Annotated in this window: 17 protein-coding genes; 7 read left to right on the top strand and 10 right to left on the bottom strand. The window is 72.7% G+C overall.

The window, feature by feature from the left end:
* On the bottom strand, window positions 1-1,182 hold the full coding sequence (locus AC1DT4_RS02990) for an aminotransferase class I/II-fold pyridoxal phosphate-dependent enzyme (RefSeq protein ID WP_477088277.1): 1,182 nt from the start codon (window positions 1,180-1,182) through the stop codon (window positions 1-3).
* A 57-nt stretch (window positions 1,183-1,239) separates the two neighbouring features.
* Window positions 1,240-1,413, bottom strand: a complete 174-nt coding sequence (locus tag AC1DT4_RS02985) for a YegP family protein (RefSeq protein ID WP_477088276.1) — start codon at window positions 1,411-1,413, stop codon at window positions 1,240-1,242.
* A gap of 102 nt (window positions 1,414-1,515) precedes the next feature.
* On the opposite strand from AC1DT4_RS02985, the gene AC1DT4_RS02980 reads away from it, so the two are divergent.
* A complete protein-coding gene (locus AC1DT4_RS02980) occupies window positions 1,516-2,511 on the top strand; it encodes a magnesium and cobalt transport protein CorA (protein ID WP_477088275.1) in 996 nt (331 codons plus the stop codon).
* Here AC1DT4_RS02980 and AC1DT4_RS02975 read toward each other — a convergent pair.
* From AC1DT4_RS02975 to AC1DT4_RS02965, 3 genes are read right to left on the bottom strand one after another with little or no spacing between them, the layout of a single operon-like run.
* Window positions 2,508-2,990, bottom strand: coding sequence for a glutathione peroxidase (locus AC1DT4_RS02975; protein ID WP_477088274.1), 483 nt, complete (start codon window positions 2,988-2,990; stop codon window positions 2,508-2,510). The two genes, AC1DT4_RS02980 and AC1DT4_RS02975, sit on opposite strands and share 4 nt — an antisense overlap.
* A 7-nt stretch (window positions 2,991-2,997) precedes the next feature.
* Window positions 2,998-3,468: a low molecular weight protein-tyrosine-phosphatase gene (locus tag AC1DT4_RS02970; RefSeq protein ID WP_477088387.1), complete on the bottom strand. Its 471-nt coding sequence runs from the start codon at window positions 3,466-3,468 to the stop codon at window positions 2,998-3,000.
* Between the two features lie 53 nt (window positions 3,469-3,521).
* Window positions 3,522-5,972, bottom strand: a complete 2,451-nt coding sequence (locus AC1DT4_RS02965) for an esterase-like activity of phytase family protein (RefSeq protein WP_477088273.1) — start codon at window positions 5,970-5,972, stop codon at window positions 3,522-3,524.
* Between the two features lie 146 nt (window positions 5,973-6,118).
* Between AC1DT4_RS02965 and AC1DT4_RS02960 the strand changes: the two genes are divergently transcribed.
* From AC1DT4_RS02960 to AC1DT4_RS02945, 4 genes are all read left to right on the top strand, one after another.
* The gene (locus tag AC1DT4_RS02960) at window positions 6,119-7,045 is read left to right on the top strand and encodes an NADP-dependent oxidoreductase (protein WP_477088272.1); all 927 of its coding nucleotides are present in this window, start codon (window positions 6,119-6,121) and stop codon (window positions 7,043-7,045) included.
* Window positions 7,046-7,173: 128 nt separating this feature from the next.
* Window positions 7,174-7,836 (top strand): PadR family transcriptional regulator, encoded by a 663-nt coding sequence (locus AC1DT4_RS02955; protein ID WP_477088271.1) that lies wholly within the window; start codon window positions 7,174-7,176, stop codon window positions 7,834-7,836.
* A 172-nt stretch (window positions 7,837-8,008) separates the two neighbouring features.
* Window positions 8,009-9,016: an ABC transporter ATP-binding protein gene (locus AC1DT4_RS02950; RefSeq protein WP_477088270.1), complete on the top strand. Its 1,008-nt coding sequence runs from the start codon at window positions 8,009-8,011 to the stop codon at window positions 9,014-9,016.
* Window positions 9,013-9,831 carry an ABC transporter permease gene (locus AC1DT4_RS02945; protein ID WP_477088269.1) on the top strand — a complete coding sequence of 273 codons (819 nt, stop codon included), beginning with the start codon at window positions 9,013-9,015 and terminating at the stop codon, window positions 9,829-9,831. Before AC1DT4_RS02950 ends, AC1DT4_RS02945 begins: the two co-directional genes overlap by 4 nt.
* A gap of 60 nt (window positions 9,832-9,891) precedes the next feature.
* Here AC1DT4_RS02945 and AC1DT4_RS02940 read toward each other — a convergent pair whose 3' ends face one another.
* Window positions 9,892-11,409: a CoA-acylating methylmalonate-semialdehyde dehydrogenase gene (locus tag AC1DT4_RS02940; protein ID WP_477088268.1), complete on the bottom strand. Its 1,518-nt coding sequence runs from the start codon at window positions 11,407-11,409 to the stop codon at window positions 9,892-9,894.
* A gap of 203 nt (window positions 11,410-11,612) precedes the next feature.
* Window positions 11,613-12,377: a type I methionyl aminopeptidase gene (gene map, locus AC1DT4_RS02935; RefSeq protein ID WP_477088267.1), complete on the bottom strand. Its 765-nt coding sequence runs from the start codon at window positions 12,375-12,377 to the stop codon at window positions 11,613-11,615.
* Between the two features lie 342 nt (window positions 12,378-12,719).
* Here map and AC1DT4_RS02930 point away from each other — a divergent pair, with 342 nt between their 5' ends.
* Together AC1DT4_RS02930 and AC1DT4_RS02925 are read left to right on the top strand one after the other, a co-directional pair.
* Window positions 12,720-13,487: a VOC family protein gene (locus AC1DT4_RS02930; protein ID WP_477088266.1), complete on the top strand. Its 768-nt coding sequence runs from the start codon at window positions 12,720-12,722 to the stop codon at window positions 13,485-13,487.
* Between the two features lie 71 nt (window positions 13,488-13,558).
* Window positions 13,559-14,404 (top strand): DUF2510 domain-containing protein, encoded by an 846-nt coding sequence (locus AC1DT4_RS02925; protein ID WP_477088265.1) that lies wholly within the window; start codon window positions 13,559-13,561, stop codon window positions 14,402-14,404.
* Between the two features lie 41 nt (window positions 14,405-14,445).
* Here AC1DT4_RS02925 and AC1DT4_RS02920 read toward each other — a convergent pair whose 3' ends face one another.
* From AC1DT4_RS02920 to aceA, 3 genes are read right to left on the bottom strand one after another with little or no spacing between them, the layout of a single operon-like run.
* Window positions 14,446-15,222 carry an SDR family oxidoreductase gene (locus tag AC1DT4_RS02920; protein ID WP_477088264.1) on the bottom strand — a complete coding sequence of 259 codons (777 nt, stop codon included), beginning with the start codon at window positions 15,220-15,222 and terminating at the stop codon, window positions 14,446-14,448.
* A gap of 58 nt (window positions 15,223-15,280) precedes the next feature.
* Window positions 15,281-16,924: a malate synthase A gene (gene aceB / locus AC1DT4_RS02915; RefSeq protein WP_477088263.1), complete on the bottom strand. Its 1,644-nt coding sequence runs from the start codon at window positions 16,922-16,924 to the stop codon at window positions 15,281-15,283.
* Window positions 16,925-16,941: 17 nt separating this feature from the next.
* A complete protein-coding gene (gene aceA / locus AC1DT4_RS02910; RefSeq protein ID WP_477088262.1) occupies window positions 16,942-18,240 on the bottom strand; it encodes an isocitrate lyase in 1,299 nt (432 codons plus the stop codon).
* Window positions 18,241-18,391: the final 151 nt, after the last annotated feature.

The raw sequence follows: 18,391 nt of genomic DNA, 5'->3' as shown, positions 1-18,391 counted from the left end.
CTACGTCGCGGCGGGTGACCCGAAGGCCGTCCCTTGCCACGCGACGATCCGGTCCACCGCCTCGCGCACGACCTCGACCGACGACGCGAACGAGAGCCGCACCCACCGGTGCCCGTCGACGGGGTCGAAGTCGGTGCCGGGCGTCAAGGCGACGCTGGCCTCGTCGAGCAGCCGGGCGCACCAGGTGATCGCGTCCAGGCCGCTCGCCGAGATGTCGGCGTACAGGTAGAACGCGCCGTCGGCCGGGGCGATGCGCGACCAGCCGAGCTCGGGCAGGCGCTCGAGCAGGTGCGCGCGGGCCTGCGCGTAGCGCTCGACGTTCTCCCGCGCGGCCGCGTACCCGGCGGGGCTGAACGCCGCGACGCCGGCGTGCTGCGCGAGCGCGGGCGGGCACAGGGCGACGTTGCCGGCCAACGCGTCGACCGCGGAGACCAGGTCCTCGGGCAGGACCAGCCACCCCAGTCGCCAGCCCGTCATCGCCCAGTACTTGGAGAACGAGTTGACGACGACGGCGCCGCGGTCGAGGTAGTGGGCGGCCGTCGCGGTCTCCTCCGAGCCGTACGTGATGCCGTGGTAGATCTCGTCGCTGACCAGCCGGACGCCGTGGTCCCCGCACCAGCCGGCGATCGCGGCCAGCTCGGCGGCGTCGATCATGGTGCCCGTCGGGTTGGCCGGGCTGGCGATCACGAGTCCCTCGATCGGGGCGTCGAGCGCGTCGAGCTGGGCGACCGTCGGCTGGTACCGGGTCTCCGGACCGCACGGGATCACGACGACGTCGCAGCCGAGCGCGGCGAGGATGTTGGCGTACGCCGGGTAGCCGGGGACCGCGAGCGCCACGCGGTCACCGGCGTCGAACGCGGCGAGGAACGCGAGCAGGAAGCCGCCCGACGACCCGGTGGTCACGGCGATGCGACGAGGATCGACGTCGACCGCGTACCAGTCGCGGTAGTGCTGGGCGATCGCCGCCCGCATCGCCGGCGCGCCGAGGGACTCCGTGTAGCCGAGGTCCCCGGCGGTGAGCAGGTCGATCGCCCGCTGCCGGACGACCTCGGACGCCCCCGTGGACGGTTCGCCCGCGCAAAGGTTGAGCACGTTCTCGCCGGCCGCCTTGCGAGCGTTGGCCGCGGCGAGGATCTCCATCACGGCGAACGGCGGGACGTGGGCTCTCGCGGCGACCTTCATGGAGCCATCGTGACGTACGGATCCGGTAGCGGTGCCGGGTCCGTACGTCCGCGGGTCTCAGCCGTTGTCGACGACCGCGGCTCCTGCCGCGTCCGACTTGATGCGGTCGATGGCACCCTGGGCGGACGCCTTCGCCGAGTAGCCCTCGCTGCTCGCGAGGACGTTGCCGTTGGTGGCGACGATCCGGAACCGGAACTCGCCCGCCTTGTCCTTGTAGATCTCGAACTTCACGCCAGCCTCCGAGGGTCGTTCCGCGGGTGCCGTCGGCGTGCGTCGACGGTGCTGCCAGTCTGTCGCGCAGCGCACCGGGCCGCCCGGTCTAGCCTTCGACTCGTGATCGTGGACTGCGCGCTCTACTCCGCCGGACGCCGGCGCCACCGGATCGACGACCTGCGGACGGCCCTGCGGGAGGCAGAGAAGGAGGACGGCTTCGTCTGGATCGGCCTGGTCGAACCCACGGCTGACGAGTTCGACCTGCTTGCCGAGGGGTTCGAGCTGCCCGAGCTCGCCATCGAGGACGCCATCCGCGCCCACCAACGGCCCAAGCTGGAGCGGTACGGCGGTGTCACGTTCGCCGTCGTCAAGCCCGTGCACTACGTGGACCACGTCGAGGTGGTCGAGGTCAGCGAGCTGGCGATCTTCCTGGGCGACCGGTTCGTCATCGTGGTGCGGCACGGGGACACGACGATCCCGGCGCTGGTGCGCACGTCGCTCGAGGCCGACCCGGAGATGCTGCAGCACGGGCCGCCGGCGGTGCTGCACGGGATCCTGGACAAGGCCGTCGACCAGTACCTCGACGTCACGGCGGCGATCGACGAGGACCTCGACGAGATCGAGGACCAGGTGTTCGGCGACGACCCGAGCAGCGACCACGCCGAGCGCATCTACAAGCTCAAGCGCGAGGTGCAGCAGTTCCGCCGCGCCGTCGTCCCGCTGGTCCAGCCGCTCACGCGCCTGGCCGAGGACGAGGTCCCGTGCATCCCGGCCTACTCGCGGCCGTACTTCCGCGACGTGCAGGACCACGCGCTGCGGGCCGCCGAGCTCATCGAGGCCGCCGACGCCCTGCTCACCGGCGTCATGCAGGCCGACCTCGCGCAGGTGACCGTCGAGCAGAACCGGGTGACGGTCCAGCAGAACTCCGACATGCGCAAGATCTCGGCGTGGGCCGCGATCGCCCTGGTGCCCACGGCGATCACCGGGCTCTACGGCATGAACTTCGACAACATCCCCGCCCTGCACACCCGGTTCGGGTTCTGGGTGGTCCTCGCCGGCATCGGCGTCGTCTGCGTCGGGCTCTACCGCGCGTTCCGGCGCAACCGCTGGCTCTAGCCGGGCAGCGACGCCTCGATGAGCTCGACGATCTCCGCGGCGTCCGGCTCGGTCTTCGGGCGGAAGCGGTGGACCGAGCCGTCCGGCGTCACGACGAACTTCTCGAAGTTCCACGTGATCCGGCCGGCCTTGCCGTCGGCGTCCGGCGCCTTGGTCAGCTCCGCGTAGAGCGGGTGCTGGTGGCGGCCGTTGACCTTGACCTTCTCGAACATCGGGAACGTCACGCCCCAGGTGGTCGAGCAGTACTCGGCGATGGCCTCCTCGGAGCCCAGCTCCTGGAGGAACTGGTTGCTCGGGAAGCCGAGGACGGTGAACCCGCGGTCGCCGTAGGTCTTCTGCAGCTCCTCGAGCTTCTCGTACTGCGGCGCCAGGCCGCACCGCGACGCGACGTTGACCACGAGCTTCACCTTGTCCGCGTACTCGCCGAACGTCGTGGCGGCGCCGTGCAGGGTGGTGAGCGGGATCTCGTTGAGGGACATGCCTCGGTCAACCGTCCTGGGCGACCTGCGCATTCCCACAGGTGTTGCGCACGTGCTCCACGATGCCGTCGGCGGCCGCCTCGATCTGCGCCAGGCAGTCCTCGAAATCCTGCGTGCCCCCGTACCAAGGGTCGGCGACGTCGAGGTCGCCGACGGCGTCCGGGTCGAAGGAACGGAACAGGACGGCCTCCACGCCGAGCCTGCGCAGGGCCCTCGCGTGCGCGTTCGTCATCGCCAGGACGAGATCCCGCCGGTCACCCGCCTGGACCTGCCTCGCCCGGTGGCCGTCGCCGGTCGGGTACCCGTGCCGCTGCAGGACGGCGCGGGCGCGGCGGTCGACCGGGTTGCCGTGCTCCTCGTCGCTGGTGCCCGTCGAGTCGACCACCACCCGGTCGGCCAGGCCCGCGTCGGCGAACCGCTCGCGCAGCACGATCTCGGCCATCGGGGAGCGGCAGATGTTGCCGGTGCAGACGACCATGACGGAACAGGGGTTCGACACCCCGCCATGATCGCCTGCGCCGGCGGCACCTGTCAGAACGCGCCCGCCGTTCCCGGTCGGCACGGGCCCGGCTTCGGGTCGGGCTTGCCGCCCCCGTGACCGTTGCCGTTCCCGAGCTGTGCCTTGAACACCGTCGACGCGTCCCCGAGCCGCAGCAGCACCGTCTCGCCGGTGGCGTCCTTCAGACCGTCGTTGTCGGTCACGGCGTAGACCTGCCCGTCGCCGCCGATCGTCAGGCCCTCGAGCTTCTCCTGCGTCCACCCGTCGGTCGCCCGCAGGTCCGGGACGACGTCGCGGACGAGCGTCTTGGTCAGCGCCCCGACGGTGCCCGGCGCCGGGTCCGTAGCCGGGACCTGCACCGCGTACACGGCCTTGACCTTCGCGTCCGGTCCGTTGAGCTTGTCGCGCTCGATCACCGCAAGGGTGTCGCGGTCCACCACGGTGATCTCGGACAGCCCGATCCAGTCTCCTGCCGTCGTCGTCGTGCCCAGCGGGTAGCTGAACCACGACCACGCCCCGGTCGTCACGTCGTACCGGCCGATCCGTGCGGCGCCCGCCAGACCGCCCGGGTCAGTGGTGAGGCCGCGCTGCAGGGCGACCCAGACGTGCTCACCCAGGCGGTCCTCGGCCACCGCGACGCCCTCGATGCCCCACTTGGTGAGACCGGCCGCGACGTCGGGGGGCAGCGGCACCGTCTGCTGCACCGCCCCGTTCGCGTCCGTGCGGACCAGGGCGTTCGCCGCCCCGGTGGCTCCCTCGGAGCCGAGCCAGAACCCGCCCTGACGACGCGCTGAGACCCCCTCGATGTCCAGCGACGTCGCCGTGCCCCCCTGCGTCACGGCGACGTCGCGGTCGATGACGGCCGGGGTGCGCGACACGTCGAGCCGGAGCAGGTGGGCGGTGCTGTAGGCCGCGTCGGTCGCGGTCCACAGGTGCGTCCTGTCGGTCGGGTCGGCGCTCAGCGCGCCGAGCGCGCCCCAGCCGATCGGGTTGCCCGCCGCGTCGTCGGCGGAGACCACGTTAGGGAACTGCGGCGTGCCCGCCTGCTTCGCGTACGCCTTGCCGCGGCCGAAGACACTGACCGACGAGCGGACCAGCACCGACGCGTCGTCGGTCTCGGAGGAGACCAGCAGCAGGTCGCGGGACGGCACGGGGAGGATGCCCTCGGGGCCGTTGGTGGTCGCGAGCACCTGGACGAACCGCGGGTGCGCAGCGTCGTCGACGTCGTAGACCGCGACGAAGTTCGACCGCTCGGAGCCGACGAACGCGTACGGCCGGCCGCCGAGCGTCGCGACCGCGAGGCCCTCGATCTCGACGCCCTTCTTGCCGGCTCGCGACTCGGCGTGCAGGCCGGTGCGGACGGCCAGCCGCTCGAGCTCCGCGCCCGCGTCCCACACGACCGCGCCCGTGGTGTCGAAGACCGTCCAGCCGCGGGTGCCGCCCTTCCAGTCGCCCTCGTTGGCGGTCGCCAGGTGCGTGGCGTCGAGCCACGCGACGGCATCAGGCTCCCGCGGCGTCAGAGGGATGGACCCCGTCTGGTTGATGACCCCGTCCTGGGCGCTGTCGATCCCCGTGACCGCCGCGCTGCCCGTGCTGAAGACGTGCCCGATGTCGCCGGTCGCCACGTCGACCAGCGCGACGCCGTTGTTCTCCTGCAGGGTCACCGCGACGGTGCGCCCGGTCGGGTCGACGGCCACGTACTCCGGCTCGGGGTCCTGGGGCGTGTCGAGGCCCGCGGCCACGAACGCGGGCAGCGCGGTCCCGTCGGCTGCTGTGAACGGCACCGCGCGGGTGCTCCAGGCCGACGGGTCGGCGCCCGGCAGGTCCACGAGCTGCAGGAATCCGCCCGGGAGCTGCGGCAGGTCGCCCTTCGTGGCGCCCGCGGGCGTCGCCTCCTCGTCGCGCTGGTTCTCGATGGCGATCGCGGCGTGGGCACGATCGGGCGTGAGGGCGATGGAGTCGGGCTGCCCGCCCAGGTCGAGCGTGCGGACCAGCGCATGCGTGGCCAGGTCGACGACCGCGAGCACGCCGCTGGGCGCCGTGAAGCTCTCCGAGGTGTCGACGACGACGAGCACGTACCCGCCGACCACGGCGACCGACGTCGGCTCGGCGTGCGCGCCGACCCCGAGGTCGGCCTCCAGGTCGAGCGTGCCGAGGCCCTGCGGTCTGCTCGGGTCGGTGATGTCGACGAAGCCGATGCGCCCCGCGAGCGCGTCGGTGTGGATGAACGTCCTGCCGTCCTCGCTGACCGCGGAGATCTCCGCGACCGTGGGGTCCGCCGCCGCCGCGCCCGCCGGGCGGTTGAGGTACACGGGGTAGGTGGCGAGCCGGTGGAAGGTCTCGTTGGCCGACGGCGACGTCCACACGGGTGCCGGCTTCGGCCTCGGCCCGGCGGCCGCGGCGCTCACCCCGAGGCCGGCGCAGAGCACGGCGGTGCAGGTCAGCGTCGCGACGGCGCGACGGGACGGGCGGACGTGCGGCATCGAGGTCCCCTTCGATCGGTGTGCTTCGAGGGTGTCCAGGACTGATGTCCGGTTTCGGGCAGCCGGGTGAACGCCGGGCAGCCGCACGGTGACGATTGGGACCGAGATCACGAAACACGCGTCGGCCGCGCCCGGTTGTGCGAGACATGCGAGCCATCAGCTACTCCCGCTACGGCGGCCCCGACGTCCTCGAGCTCACCGACCTGCCGACCCCCAAGGTCGGTCCGGACAGCGTCCTCGTGCGCGTCCGCGCGGCATCGGTCAACCCGGTCGACTGGAAGGTCCGCGCCGGCTACCTCGACCCGATCATGGACGTGGCGTTCCCCGCCGTGCCCGGGTGGGACGTCGCCGGCGTGGTCGAGCGCGTCGGCCTGGACACCCCGGAGCTGAGCGTCGGCGACGAGGTCTACGGCTACGTCCGGCGCGACTGGGTGCAGGGCGGCACGTTCGCCGAGTACGTCGCGGCGCCGGTCCGCACCCTCGCGCGCAAGCCGGCGAACCTCTCCTTCGAGGAGGCGGCCGCGGTCCCGCTGGCCGGCCTCACCGCGTACCAGGCGATCCGCCGGGCGGGCGTGTCCGGCGGGCAGACCGTGCTGGTGCACGCCGCGGCCGGCGGCGTCGGGGCGTTCGCCGTGCAGATCGCGCGGTCGCTCGGCGCCCGCGTCATCGGCACCGCCTCCGAGCGCAACCACGAGCACCTCCGCGGGCTGGGCGCCGAGCCGGTGACCTACGGCGACGGGCTGGTCGAGCGGGTCCGCGCGCTCGCACCCGAGGGCGTGGACGTCGTGCTCGACTTCGGCGGCGACGACCTGGTCGAGACGTCGAAGGCGCTCCTGGTCGACGGCGGCACCGTCGCGTCGATCGTCGACGCCGCCGCGCGCGACGAGCTGGGCGGGCTCTACGTCTGGGTGCGACCGAGCACCGAGGACCTCGACGCCCTCACCGGCCTGATCGAGGCCGGCACGGTCTCGGTCGACGTCGCCGAGGTGTTCGAGCTGGCCGACGCCGCGGCCGCGCACGAGGCCAGCCAGACCGGTCACGTCCGGGGCAAGGTCGTCGTCCGCGTCGCCTGACAGTCACCCCACACCGCAGAACGGCCCGCGTCCTCGTGAAGGACGCGGGCCGTCGTGCTTGGCAAACGCGTAATAGTCGAGATATATTCTGGTTCGAACATTCGGAGTAGGACCCACGAGGAGGAGCCATGGCAGCGCGCAGCCGCAACAACCCGCTGGCCCTCGCCGTGCTGGCGCTCCTCTGGGAACGCCCGATGCACCCGTACGAGATGTCGATGACCCTGCGCGAGCGGCGCAAGGACGAGTCGGTGCGGCTCAACTTCGGGTCGCTCTACTCGGTGGTCGACTCGCTGGTGAAGCACGGGCTGATCGAGGCATCGTCCACCGAGCGGGACGGCAACCGTCCGACGCGCACGATCTACCGGATCACCGACGCGGGCGCGACTGAGGCGATCGACTGGCTGACCGACCTCGTCCGCACGCCCGTCAAGGAGTTCCCGCAGTTCGAGGCCGCGCTGTCGTTCCTGCCGCTGCTGGGTCCCGACGACGTCGTCCGGCTGCTCCGGCTGCGCCTCGCGTCGCTCGACCGGCAGGTGGCGGGGATCGAGGCCTCGCTGGCCGACGCGCGGGCCATGGGGCTGCCGGCGATCTTCTCGCTCGAGAGCGACTACGAGCTCGCGATCGTCCGGGCCGAGCGCGCCTTCGTCGCCACCCTCACCGAGAGCATCGCGGACGGGTCGTTCGAGGGGGTCGCCCTCTGGCGCGACCTGCACGAGCGGACCGCAGCGCGGGGCCGGCTCGACCCCGACGAGCTCGCGGAGGCGCTCGCGCCGTATCTGAGCCCTCCGTAGGAAGAAGGTCGGCCCGGGTGCTGGAACACCCGGGCCGACCACCACGAACCGACCGGGACCCGTGAGGGCACCTGTGCGATCCGCCGCACGAATCAGCATAGGTGGCAGCTCGGTCGGACCATCCGCCGTCCAAACCTGAAGGAACGGACGGCACGACCGAGAAGGCGGCACCATGCCGACATCACCCGTGGTCGACGCGCTCGACCTCGTGAAGACCTACCCCGGCGGCCGCGGCCGACCGGACGTCCGGGCCCTCGACGGCCTCACGCTCAGCATCCCGGGCGGCACGGTCCACGGGCTGCTCGGCCCCAACGGGGCCGGCAAGTCCACGACGACGAAGGTGCTCACCACGCTGGCTCGCGCCACGTCGGGCACCGCGCGCGTCGCGGGTCACGACGTCGTCCGCGACGCCGACGCCGTCCGACGGAGCATCGGCTACGTGTCCCAGGGCACCGGCGCCGACCCGCTGCTCAGCCCGCGCGAGAACCTCGTGATGGCCGCGCGGCTGCGCGGGCTGTCGCGGGCCGCCTCCACCGACCGGGCCGCCGCGCTGGTGGACCGGTTCGGGCTCGCGGAGGCCGCCGACCGCGGCGCCGGCAAGCTCTCCGGCGGCACGCGGCGCAAGCTCGACGTGGCGCTCGGCCTCGTCGGCACGCCGCAGGTGCTCTTCCTCGACGAGCCGACCACCGGCCTGGACCCCGAAGCGCGCGCCGCGATGTGGGAGGAGATCCGCCGGCTCGCGGGCGAGGACGCGCTGACCGTCGTGCTCACCACGCACTACCTGGAGGAGGCGGACCGCCTCGCCGACGGACTCACCATCGTCGACCGCGGACGCGTCGTCGCGGCGGGGTCACCGGAGACGCTCAAGGCCACCCTCGAGGGGGACACCCTCACGGTCGACCTCGTCGAGCCCGACCCCGGGGTCGTCCGCTCGGTCGCCGCGTCCGTCTCCGCGCTGCGCGACGCCGTCGTGCACGTCGAGGGCCCCACCGGCCGGCTCGTCGCCCGGACCTCGGACGGCCCGGCCGTCGTCGGCACCGTCATCGCCGCCCTCCAGGCGGCCGGCGTGCGGCACGGCGCCGTCGCCGTCTCCCGTCCCACCCTCGACGACGTCTACCTGCGGCACGCCGGCCGCTCGTGGACCTCGGCCGACGTCGCCTCCAAGGAGGTCGCCCGATGAGCACACTCACCCTGACCCGCCCGGTCACCGCCCCGACCCGCGCGTCCTGGGTCACGCAGACCGCCGAGGTCACGCGCCGCTGGACCGTCGACTCCCTCCGGCAGCCGTGGGGCCTCGGGGTCGCCATCATCCAGCCGGTCATCTGGCTGGTCCTGTTCGGGAACGTGTTCTCGGCGGTCGGCACGGTGCCGGGCTTCGGGTCCGACGACTACATGACGTTCCTGGTCCCGGGCATCCTCATGATGACCGTCCTGTACTCCGGCGCCTGGGCGGGCACCGGGTTCATCGACGACATCAACAGCGGCGTCATGGACCGGATGCTCACCTCGCCGGTCTCGCGGTCGTCGCTGGTGGCCGGCCAGCTGGTGCAGCAGCTGCTCATCTGCGTGGTCCAGGGCGTCTGCGTCTTCGGCATCGGCGCGCTCGCGGGCGCGCGGTACGCGGGCGGCGTCGGCGGCATGGCCCTCGCCATCGGGGCGTCGCTGCTCCTCGCCGCCGCGTTCTGCTCGCTGTCGACGGCCGTCGCGCTCCTGGCCCGCGACCAGACGGCGCTCATCGGCATCTCGACGATCATCGTGCTGCCGGCGACCTTCGTCTCGACCGCGCTCATTCCCGCCGCCCTGCTCCCCGAGTGGGTGCAGACCGCGGCCCGCTACAACCCGCTGACGTGGGCCACGGAGATCGCCCGCACGGCGATGTCGGACGCGGTCGACTGGTCGGTGGTGGCCACGCGCGGCGCCCTGCTGCTGGCGCTGGCGGCCGTGGTCGCGTGGTGGTCGGTCCGCGCCATGCGCACGTACCAGCGCTCCCTGTAGAACCCGCAACGTCCGAGCAGGTGGGGGCTCTGACCCCCACCCGCTCGGACGTTGCCGTGGTCAGTGGGAGGTGGTGCGGCCGAAGTGGAACTTGGCCGTCGCCGGGCTGCTGGGCCAGCGGCTGGTGACCACCTTCGCGCGCGTGTAGAACCGCACCGCCTCCGGGCCGTAGATGTGGCTCTCGCCGAACAGCGAGTCCTTCCAGCCGCCGAACGAGTGCCAGCCGACCGGCACCGGGATGGGCACGTTGATGCCGATCATGCCGACCTTGACGGCCCGCTGGAACGTGCGCGCGGCGTCGCCGGACGACGTGAACAGCGCCGTCCCGTTGCCGTACGGGTTGGCGTTGACCACGGCGATCGCCTCGGCCAGGTCGGCCACGCGGAGCACGACGAGCACGGGCCCGAAGATCTCCTCGACGTAGGCGCGCATGTCCGTGGTGACGCCGTCGAGGACGGTGGGGCCGACGAAGAACCCGCCCTCGTGCCCCTCGACCACGTGCCCGCGGCCGTCGACCAGCGCCGACGCGCCGTTGTCGACCGCGTCGGTGACGATCTCCTCGATCCGCAGCTGCGACGCCTTGGTGATGACCGGTCCCATGTCGGAGTCCGGGTCGATGCCCGGTGCGACGCGGACCTTCTGCGCCGCCGCGGTCAGCCGGTCGAGCAGGGCGTCGGCCACCTCGTCGACCACCACCGCGACCGAGATCGCCATGCACCGCTCGCCCGCGGCCCCGAACGCCGCGCCCGTCAGGTGCGTCGCTGCGAGGTCGAGGTCGGCGTCGGCCAGCACCACCGCGTGGTTCTTAGCGCCGCCGAGGGCCTGGACACGCTTGCCGTGCGCGGTCGCGGTCGCGTGGACGTGCTGGGCGACGCGCGTCGAGCCGACGAACGACACGGCGGCGATGTCCGGGTGCGTGAGCAGGCCGTCCACCGCGACCTTGTCGCCCTGCAGCACCGAGAACACGCCGTCCGGCAGCCCGGCCGCCTTCCACAGGCGGGCCAGCAGCAGCGACGACGAGGGGTCCCGCTCCGACGGCTTGAGGACGAACGCGTTGCCGGTCGCGATGGCCATCGGCGCCATCCAGAGCGGCACCATGGCGGGGAAGTTGAACGGGGTGATGCCGGCGACGACGCCGAGGGGCTCGCGGAACGAGAAGACGTCGACGCCCGTCGCCGCCTGGTCCGTGTACTCGCCCTTGAGCAGCGACGGGATCCCGCACGCGAACTCGACCACCTCGAGCCCGCGGCCGACCTCGCCGAGGGAGTCGGCGATGACCTTGCCGTGCTCGGCAGTGATGAGGGCGGCGAGCTCGTCGGTGTGGGCGACCAGCTGCTCCCGGAACGCGAACAGCACGCCGGCGCGCTTGCCGATGGGCTCCTGCGACCAGGTCTCGGCCGCGGTCACGGCTCCGGCGACGACGGCGTCGACGTCGGCCTGCTCGGCCAGCAGCAGCCGGCCGGTGACCTCGCCTGTCGCCGGGTTGAGCACGTCCTGGGTCCTGGCCCCGTCGGGCGTGGTCAGCTGGCCCCCCACGACGTGGCCGATGAGCGGGACGGTATCGACGAGCGCGGACATCAGAGCCCTCTTTCGTGCCGGATCCGACGGCGTTGCCGGACCTCGCCAATCTAAGTCCGTCGTCAAGAACTCGACAGAGCCGCAACGTCCGCACTCGTGCGGGCCTGAGCCTCATCGAGTGCGGACGTTGTCGGGATGGGGCTGACGTGCGTCCGCACTCGTGCGGGTCTGAGCCCCATCGAGTGCGGACGTTGCGCGAGGGGTCAGTCGCGGGCCGTGAGGACCAGGGGGCCGTCGGGGGTGATCGCGACCGTGTGCTCGACGTGGGCGGCCAGGGAGCCGTCGCCGGTGCGGATGGTCCAGCCGTCGGGGTCGATCGTGTACTCGTCGCCGCCGGCCATGAACCACGGCTCGATCGCGATGACCAGGCCCGGCTTGAGCTTGAGGCCCGTGCCGGCCCGGCCGAGGTTGGGCACGTGCGGGTCCTCGTGCATGGTCCGGCCGACGCCGTGCCCGCCGAAGTCGGCGTTGATCCCGTACCCGCCGGCGCGGCCGATGGTGCCGATCGCCGACGAGATGTCTCCCATCCGTCCGCCGGCCCGGGCCGCCTTGATGCCGGCGTCCAGCGCCCGCTCGGTCGTCTGGATCAGCGCGGTCACCGCGGGGTCCTGCGTGCCGATCTGGAACGTCAGCGCGGAGTCGGCCACCCACCCCTGCAGCTGCGCGGCGAAGTCGATGCTCAGCACGTCGCCGTCGGCCAGGACGTAGTCGGACGGGAGCCCGTGCAGCGCGGCGTCGTTGACGGACGTGCACAGCACGCCGGGGTACGGCATCGCGCCGAAGGAGGGGTGATAGCCCAGGTAGACGGAGTGCGCGCCGGCCGCGTCGATCATCTGGTGCGCGTGGGTGTCCAGCTGCTTCAGGCTCATCCCCTCGCGGGCGACGTCACGCAAGGAGGACAGCACGCCGGCGACGAACTTGCCGGCGGGACGCATCTGGTTGATCTGAGCGGGGTTCTTGAGGGCCACGGCTCCACCCTGCCACGAAGCGGGCAGGCAACAGCCCGTGGGCCAGGCCTCCGAGGAGGCCCTGCCGCGAAGGACGAGGTCGCGGCTCCCACGGGCTGCGGTGACTGCCATGGATTCGCTCGCCGGTCCGGGTGGGCCTGCGGGCGGATCGTCTGTGCAATCCGTCCGAGTACTGATCGGGCGACTAGCGGACAGTCACCTCACGCGTCCTGGAATAGAACATGTCCTGGACCACCTCCTTCCCGTGTCCGACGACCGTACGTCCGGTCCGCGCGGACCGCCAAGGGATTTCCGAGGAGTTCTCCGGTGGCGAACGGCGGCGTCCATGACGACGCTGGACCGATGATCGCCGCGCTGCACGTGCTGCTGGCCAGCTCCGACCCGGCCGCCGACCGGGCGTTCCTGCGAGACGTGCTCGGCTGGTCGTCCGTCGAGGACGCGACCTCGGGCGACGGCTGGCTGATCTTCGCCCTGCCTCCGACCGAGCTGGGCGTGCACCCGGGCGACAGTGCCGACGGCGCGACGCTCCACCTCATGTGCGACGACCTCGACCACACGCTGGCGGAGCTCGCGGCGAAGGGCGTGCGCCCGCTCGGCCACCCGCACACCGAGGACTGGGGCGTCGTCACCCGCATCCCGCTGCCCAGCGGCGCTCAGCTCGGGTTGTACGAGCCGCGCCACCCGTCGCCGCTCACGATCTTCGGCGGGCCGGCCGTGCGCGAGCCGATCACGCGGCACGCCGGCCTTCAGTTCTCCCTCTCGACGACCGTCCTCGAGGCCCGCGACGCCAACGCGCTCGCCGACTTCTACCGGCGTCTCCTCGGGTGGCGGGTCATGGGGGAGGAGCCCGGCTGGGTGCTGCTGCGTCCGCCGTCGGGCGGCACCGGCGTCGCATTCAGCTCCGACCCGCTCTACGAGCCCCCGGTGTGGCCCGCGACGACGACCCACCAGCAGATGATGGAGCACCTCGACATCTGGGTGGACGACATGCCCCGCGGCGTCGAGCACGCCCTGGCCGCCGGGGCGACGCTCGCCGGGTTCCAGCCGCAGGACGACGTCCGCGTGATGCTCGACCCGTCGGGCCACCCGTTCTGCCTGTTCGAGAGCTAGCGCCGTCAAGAACCGCCTCCGGAGTGCCGATGTCGCTCGCACCTGAATGTGACGAACGACTGGGAGCGCACGTGACCACGCCCACCACCGGGAACCCTCCAGCGGGCTGGTACGCCGACCCGAGCGACGCCGCCATGCAGCGCTGGTACGACGGCACCGGCTGGACCACGCACGTGCAGCCCGTCCCGGCCCCGGCCCCGGCCCCCGCAGCCACGCCTCCCGCTCCGCAGTACGGCTACACCGCTCCCCCCGCGTCGCAGTACGGCTACACGGCTACCGCCGCCCCGTCGCAGTACGGCTACACGGCGCCGGCGGCAACGACCGGGTGGGTGCAGCCGATCGATAACCACTACCTCGCCAACCCGTCGGGCGACCTGGCCTCCGGGAAGAACACCCCGGCGCGTGTCGCCCTCGTCGTGTCCATCCTCGGCATGCTGGGCGTGCCCATCGCCGCGGTCGCCGGCATCGTCCTGTCGATCATCGGCCTCAAGCGCGCCCGCGGTCTCGCGGACGCCGGGTGGGCGCCCAAGGGCCGGGCGATGGCGCGCTGGGCACTCGTGCTCTCGTGCATCGGCCTGGTGACCAGCTCGCTGCTCGCGTTCAACTACGTCCGCGACACGCTCGACGCCGCCACCGTCGCGCCCCCTCGGTCCGCGCCCGTCGTCCCCAGCGCCCCGGCCGCACCGGCCGCACCCGCGGACCCCGGCTCGGCGCAGAGCACCGCGATCGAGACCGAGATCGTCGCCGGCATCGCCGCGCAGGCCGGGGTCACGGTCACGGTCGAGTGCCCGTCCGAGATCCCCACCGACGCCGGCGCGATGTTCATGTGCGTCGCCACCGACGCGGCCGGCGCGACCTCGCCGGTCACGGTCAACGTCACGGACGACCAGGGCGGCTGGACCTGGCAGGTCGGCTGACCGTCAGCCGAGCGGCCGGGCGCCTCCGCCGGCGCTGCCGGTCAGCGCGACCGGGCCTCGACCCACTCCGTGAACGTCAGACGACCCGTCGCGTGCTGCGGGGTCAGGTGGTCGCCGGTGCGGAACCCGCCCAGCCCGGGCACCGGGACGGTCCACACGGGGCGGCGGCGGCCGGTCGCGGCGAGGTACGTGCGCATGAGCTCGGTCGTGGTCAGCACCTGCGGGCCGCCCAGGTCGTGGACCCGTCCCGACGGGCCTGCGTCGACGAGCGAGACCAGCCGGGCGGCGACCTCGCGGACGTCGACCGGCTGGTCGCTCATCCCGGCCGGCGCCACGGCGACCGGCCCGCGCGAGAGGTGGTCGAGCAGGGTCGCGACGAAGTCGTGGAACTGCGTCGCCCGCAGGATCGTCCACGGCACGCCGCCGTCCTCGACGATCTCCTCGACCCGGTGCTTGGCCTTGTAGTACGCGAACGGCACCCGGTCGACGCCGACGATCGAGATGTAGACCAGGTGCGGGACGGCGGCGGCCCGGGCGGCCAGGAGCAGCTGGACCGCGGCGTCGAGGTCGTCGTCGGGCCTGCGCGGCGCGCTGGCGCAGTGCACCACGGCGCCGACGCGGTCGACCGCCGCACGGACGCCGACGCCGGTGAGCAGGTCGCCGACCACCCACTCGACTGCCCGCGGGACGGCGGGCGTGCGCTCCCGCCTGCTGAGCACCCGCACGGGGCGGCCCGCGTCGAGCAGCGTGTGGACCAGCGCGCGGCCCAGGGTCCCGGTCCCGCCGGTCACCAGCACCGGGCGTTCGTCGTCGGCCATGCCCGCCATCCTGGCGCACGACGCGACCCCGGGTCGCGCGGACCCGGGGTCGCCTCGGTCACTCGTGCGCGACGAGGAACTGCGTGTACGCCGGCACCGTGAGGAACGTCGGGAAGTCCTCGGCCAGCGCGACCTGCCGGAACAGGTCGGCCGCGTCGTCGTAGCGATCTCCGGCCGTCCGGGGCAGCTCCGACAGCACCTCCTTGAGCACGTGCTCGACGCGCGGGGCGTCGATCCGCGTGCCCTCGGCCGTGACGACCTCCTGGTGCACCCACTGCCAGACCTGCGAGCGCGAGATCTCCGCGGTCGCCGCGTCCTCCATGAGGTGGTCGATGGCCACCGCGCCGATGCCCCGCAGCCACGCCTCGAGGTACCGGACGCCCACCGAGACGTTGCCGCGCAGCCCCGCGTCGGTGACGGCCCCGGGCTCGCCGCCGCCCGCCGACGGGATGTCGAGCAGGTCCGCCGCCGTGACGTTCACCTCCGACCGGAGCCGGTGCCGCTGGTCGATGCGGTCGCCCAGCACCTCGTCGAACACGGCGCGCGCGACCGGGACGAGGTCGGGGTGGGCGACCCACGTGCCGTCGTACCCCTGCCCGGCCTCCCGCTGCTTGTCTGCGGTCACCTGGGCGAGTGCCGCGGCGGTCACCTCCGGGTCGCGGCGGTCGGGGATGAACGCGCTCATGCCGCCGATGGCCTGCGCGCCCCGCTTGTGGCAGGTGGCGACGAGCAGCTCGGTGTACGCCTTCATGAACGGGACCGTCATGGTCACGCTGCCCCGGTCGGGCAGGACGAACCGCGGCCCGCGAGCGCGGAAGTTCTTGATGACGCTGAAGATGTAGTCCCAGCGGCCGGCGTTGAGCCCCGCGCAGTGGTCGCGCAGCTCGTAGAGGATCTCCTCCATCTCGAAGGCGGCCGTGATGGTCTCGATGAGGACCGTCGCGCGGATCGTGCCGTAGCGCAGGCCCAGGTAGGTCTCGGTGAACCGGAAGACCTCGTCCCACAGCCGCGCCTCCAGGTGCCCCTCGAGCTTGGGCAGGTAGAGGTACGGGCCGCGGCCGGAGTCGATGAGGGCCTGCGCGTTGTGGAACAGGTACAGCCCGGCGTCGACCAGGCTCGCCGACGCCGCGCAGACCTGGCCGGCACGGTCCGTGAACTCGAGGTGCTTCTCGGTCAGGTGCCAGCCGCGCGGACGGAACACGATCGTCGGGGTCTCGTCGCCGACCCGGTACTCCTTGCCCTCGGGCGACGTGAAGTCGACCTGGCCGCGGATGGCGTCGAACAGCGAGTGCTGCCCGCCGATGACGTTCGCCCACGTCGGGCTGGTCGCGTCCTCCATGTCCGCCAGCCACACCTTCGCGCCGCTGTTCAGCGCGTTGACCGTCATCTTGCGGTCGGTGGGGCCGGTGATCTCGACGCGCCGGTCCTCGAGGCCCGGCCCGGGACCCGCGACGCGCCAGCCCGGGTCGGCCCGGATGCCCGCCGTCAGCGGCAGGAAGTCGGGGTCGGCGCCGTTGGAGAAGCGGGTCCGGCGGTGCTGGCGGCCCAGCAGCAGGTCGTGGCGCCGGCCCGAGAACCGGACGTGCAGGTCGGTGAGGAAGTCGATCACCTCGGAGGTGAGGATCTGGTCGGACCCGGCGACGGTCGGGCCGCTCTGCTCCAGGTGAGGTCGGACGAGGGGCGGGGGGATCGTGATGGTCATGGCCGTGCTCCTGAAGGTCAGTGGGTGAACTGGGCGGTTTCCGTCGAGCCGGCGAGCGCGAGGGTGGCGCTCTCGGGCGAGATCGCGGTGGCGACGCGGTCGAAGTAGCCGGTGCCCACCTCGCGCTGGTGGCGCGTGGCGGTGTAGCCGTCGGTCTCGGAGGCGATCTCGGCCTCCTGCAGCTCGACGTACGCGCTCATGCCGCGCTCGGCGTAGCCGCAGGCCAGCGAGAACATCGAGTGGTTCAGGGCGTGGAACCCGGCCAGGGTGATGAACTGGAACACGTACCCGTGGCCGGCCAGCTCGCGCTGGAACCGGGCGATCTGCAGGTCGTCCAGCTGCGAGCGCCAGTGGAACGACGGCGAGCAGTTGTACGCCAGGAGCTTGCCCGGGAACCGGTCGTGGATCCGCTCGGCGAACTCGATGGCCAGCCCGGCGTCGGGCGTCGACGTCTCCACCCAGATCAGGTCGGAGTGCGGGGCGTATGCCTCGGCCCGAGCCACGACCGGGTCGAGGCCCGGCCGCACGCGGTAGTAGCCCTCGGCCGTGCGCTCCCCGGTGAGGAACGGCTCGTCGCGCGGGTCGACGTCGGAGGTCAGCAGGTCCGCGCCGAGGGCGTCGGTGCGCGCGACGACGACCGTCGGCACACCGGCGACGTCGGCCGCGAGCCGCGCCGCGGACAGCGTCCGCACGTGTTGCGACGTCGGCACCAGCACCTTGCCGCCCAGGTGGCCGCACTTCTTCTCGGCCGCGAGCTGGTCCTCCCAGTGCACGCCCGCCGCACCGGCGGAGATCATCGAGTGCATGAGCTCGTAGGCGTTGAGCGGGCCGCCGAAGCCGGCCTCCGCGTCGGCGACGATCGGCGCGAGCCACTCGCGCGTGCGCCGGCCGGTCTCCGCGAACTCGATCTGGTCGGCGCGCAGCAGCGCATTGTTGATCCGGCGCACGACCGACGGCACCGAGTTGGCCGGGTACAGCGACTGGTCCGGGTAGGTCTGGCCGGACAGGTTGGCGTCAGCCGCCACCTGCCAGCCGGACAGGTAGATGGCCTCGAGCCCGGCCCGCACCTGCTGCACGGCCTGGTTGCCGGTCAGCGCCCCCAGCGCCGGCAGGAGCGTGCGGGAGTGCAGCAGCTCCCAGAGGCGCTCGGCCCCCCTGCGGGCGAGCGTGCTCTCCTCGCGGACGGAACCGCGGAGGGCGACGACATCCTCGGCCGTGTGGGAGCGGCGGATGCCGGCCCAGCGCGGGTCGAGGTCCCAGCTCGCCGCGAGCTCGGCCGCGGTCTGCGTCTGGTCGCCGTGCCTGGTGGTGCTCATGGTGTCCTCCGTCATTGGGGCGTTCTTCTCGGCCCTTCGGCCTGACCTCGACTTTCCTCGGGGTTCGGCGGTTCTTCCCTCGCAAGGTGCGCAGAAGATCGGCGTTCCTTCTCCTGGACAGAAGCGTGGGCGGCGGGCGAGGGTGGATGGC

This window comes from Cellulomonas sp. P4_D11, from assembly GCF_056401915.1.
Note: the sequence above shows the minus strand (reverse complement) of the source record. Positions and strands in the feature narration are given on the sequence as shown.

Bases quoted from the DNA above. Each gene is read 5' to 3' on its own strand.
- aceB (WP_477088263.1), bottom strand. From the start codon at position 16,924: ATGACCATCACGATCCCCCCGCCCCTCGTCCGACCTCACCTGGAGCAG.
- AC1DT4_RS02945 (WP_477088269.1), top strand. From the start codon at position 9,013: ATGAGCACACTCACCCTGACCCGCCCGGTCACCGCCCCGACCCGCGCG.
- AC1DT4_RS02920 (WP_477088264.1), bottom strand. From the start codon at position 15,222: ATGGCCGACGACGAACGCCCGGTGCTGGTGACCGGCGGGACCGGGACC.
- AC1DT4_RS02970 (WP_477088387.1), bottom strand. From the start codon at position 3,468: ATGGTCGTCTGCACCGGCAACATCTGCCGCTCCCCGATGGCCGAGATC.
- aceA (WP_477088262.1), bottom strand. From the start codon at position 18,240: ATGAGCACCACCAGGCACGGCGACCAGACGCAGACCGCGGCCGAGCTC.
- AC1DT4_RS02940 (WP_477088268.1), bottom strand. From the start codon at position 11,409: ATGTCCGCGCTCGTCGATACCGTCCCGCTCATCGGCCACGTCGTGGGG.
- AC1DT4_RS02960 (WP_477088272.1), top strand. From the start codon at position 6,119: ATGCGAGCCATCAGCTACTCCCGCTACGGCGGCCCCGACGTCCTCGAG.
- AC1DT4_RS02965 (WP_477088273.1), bottom strand. From the start codon at position 5,972: ATGCCGCACGTCCGCCCGTCCCGTCGCGCCGTCGCGACGCTGACCTGC.
- AC1DT4_RS02990 (WP_477088277.1), bottom strand. From the start codon at position 1,182: ATGAAGGTCGCCGCGAGAGCCCACGTCCCGCCGTTCGCCGTGATGGAG.
- AC1DT4_RS02930 (WP_477088266.1), top strand. From the start codon at position 12,720: ATGATCGCCGCGCTGCACGTGCTGCTGGCCAGCTCCGACCCGGCCGCC.
- AC1DT4_RS02975 (WP_477088274.1), bottom strand. From the start codon at position 2,990: ATGTCCCTCAACGAGATCCCGCTCACCACCCTGCACGGCGCCGCCACG.
- AC1DT4_RS02950 (WP_477088270.1), top strand. From the start codon at position 8,009: ATGCCGACATCACCCGTGGTCGACGCGCTCGACCTCGTGAAGACCTAC.
- AC1DT4_RS02955 (WP_477088271.1), top strand. From the start codon at position 7,174: ATGGCAGCGCGCAGCCGCAACAACCCGCTGGCCCTCGCCGTGCTGGCG.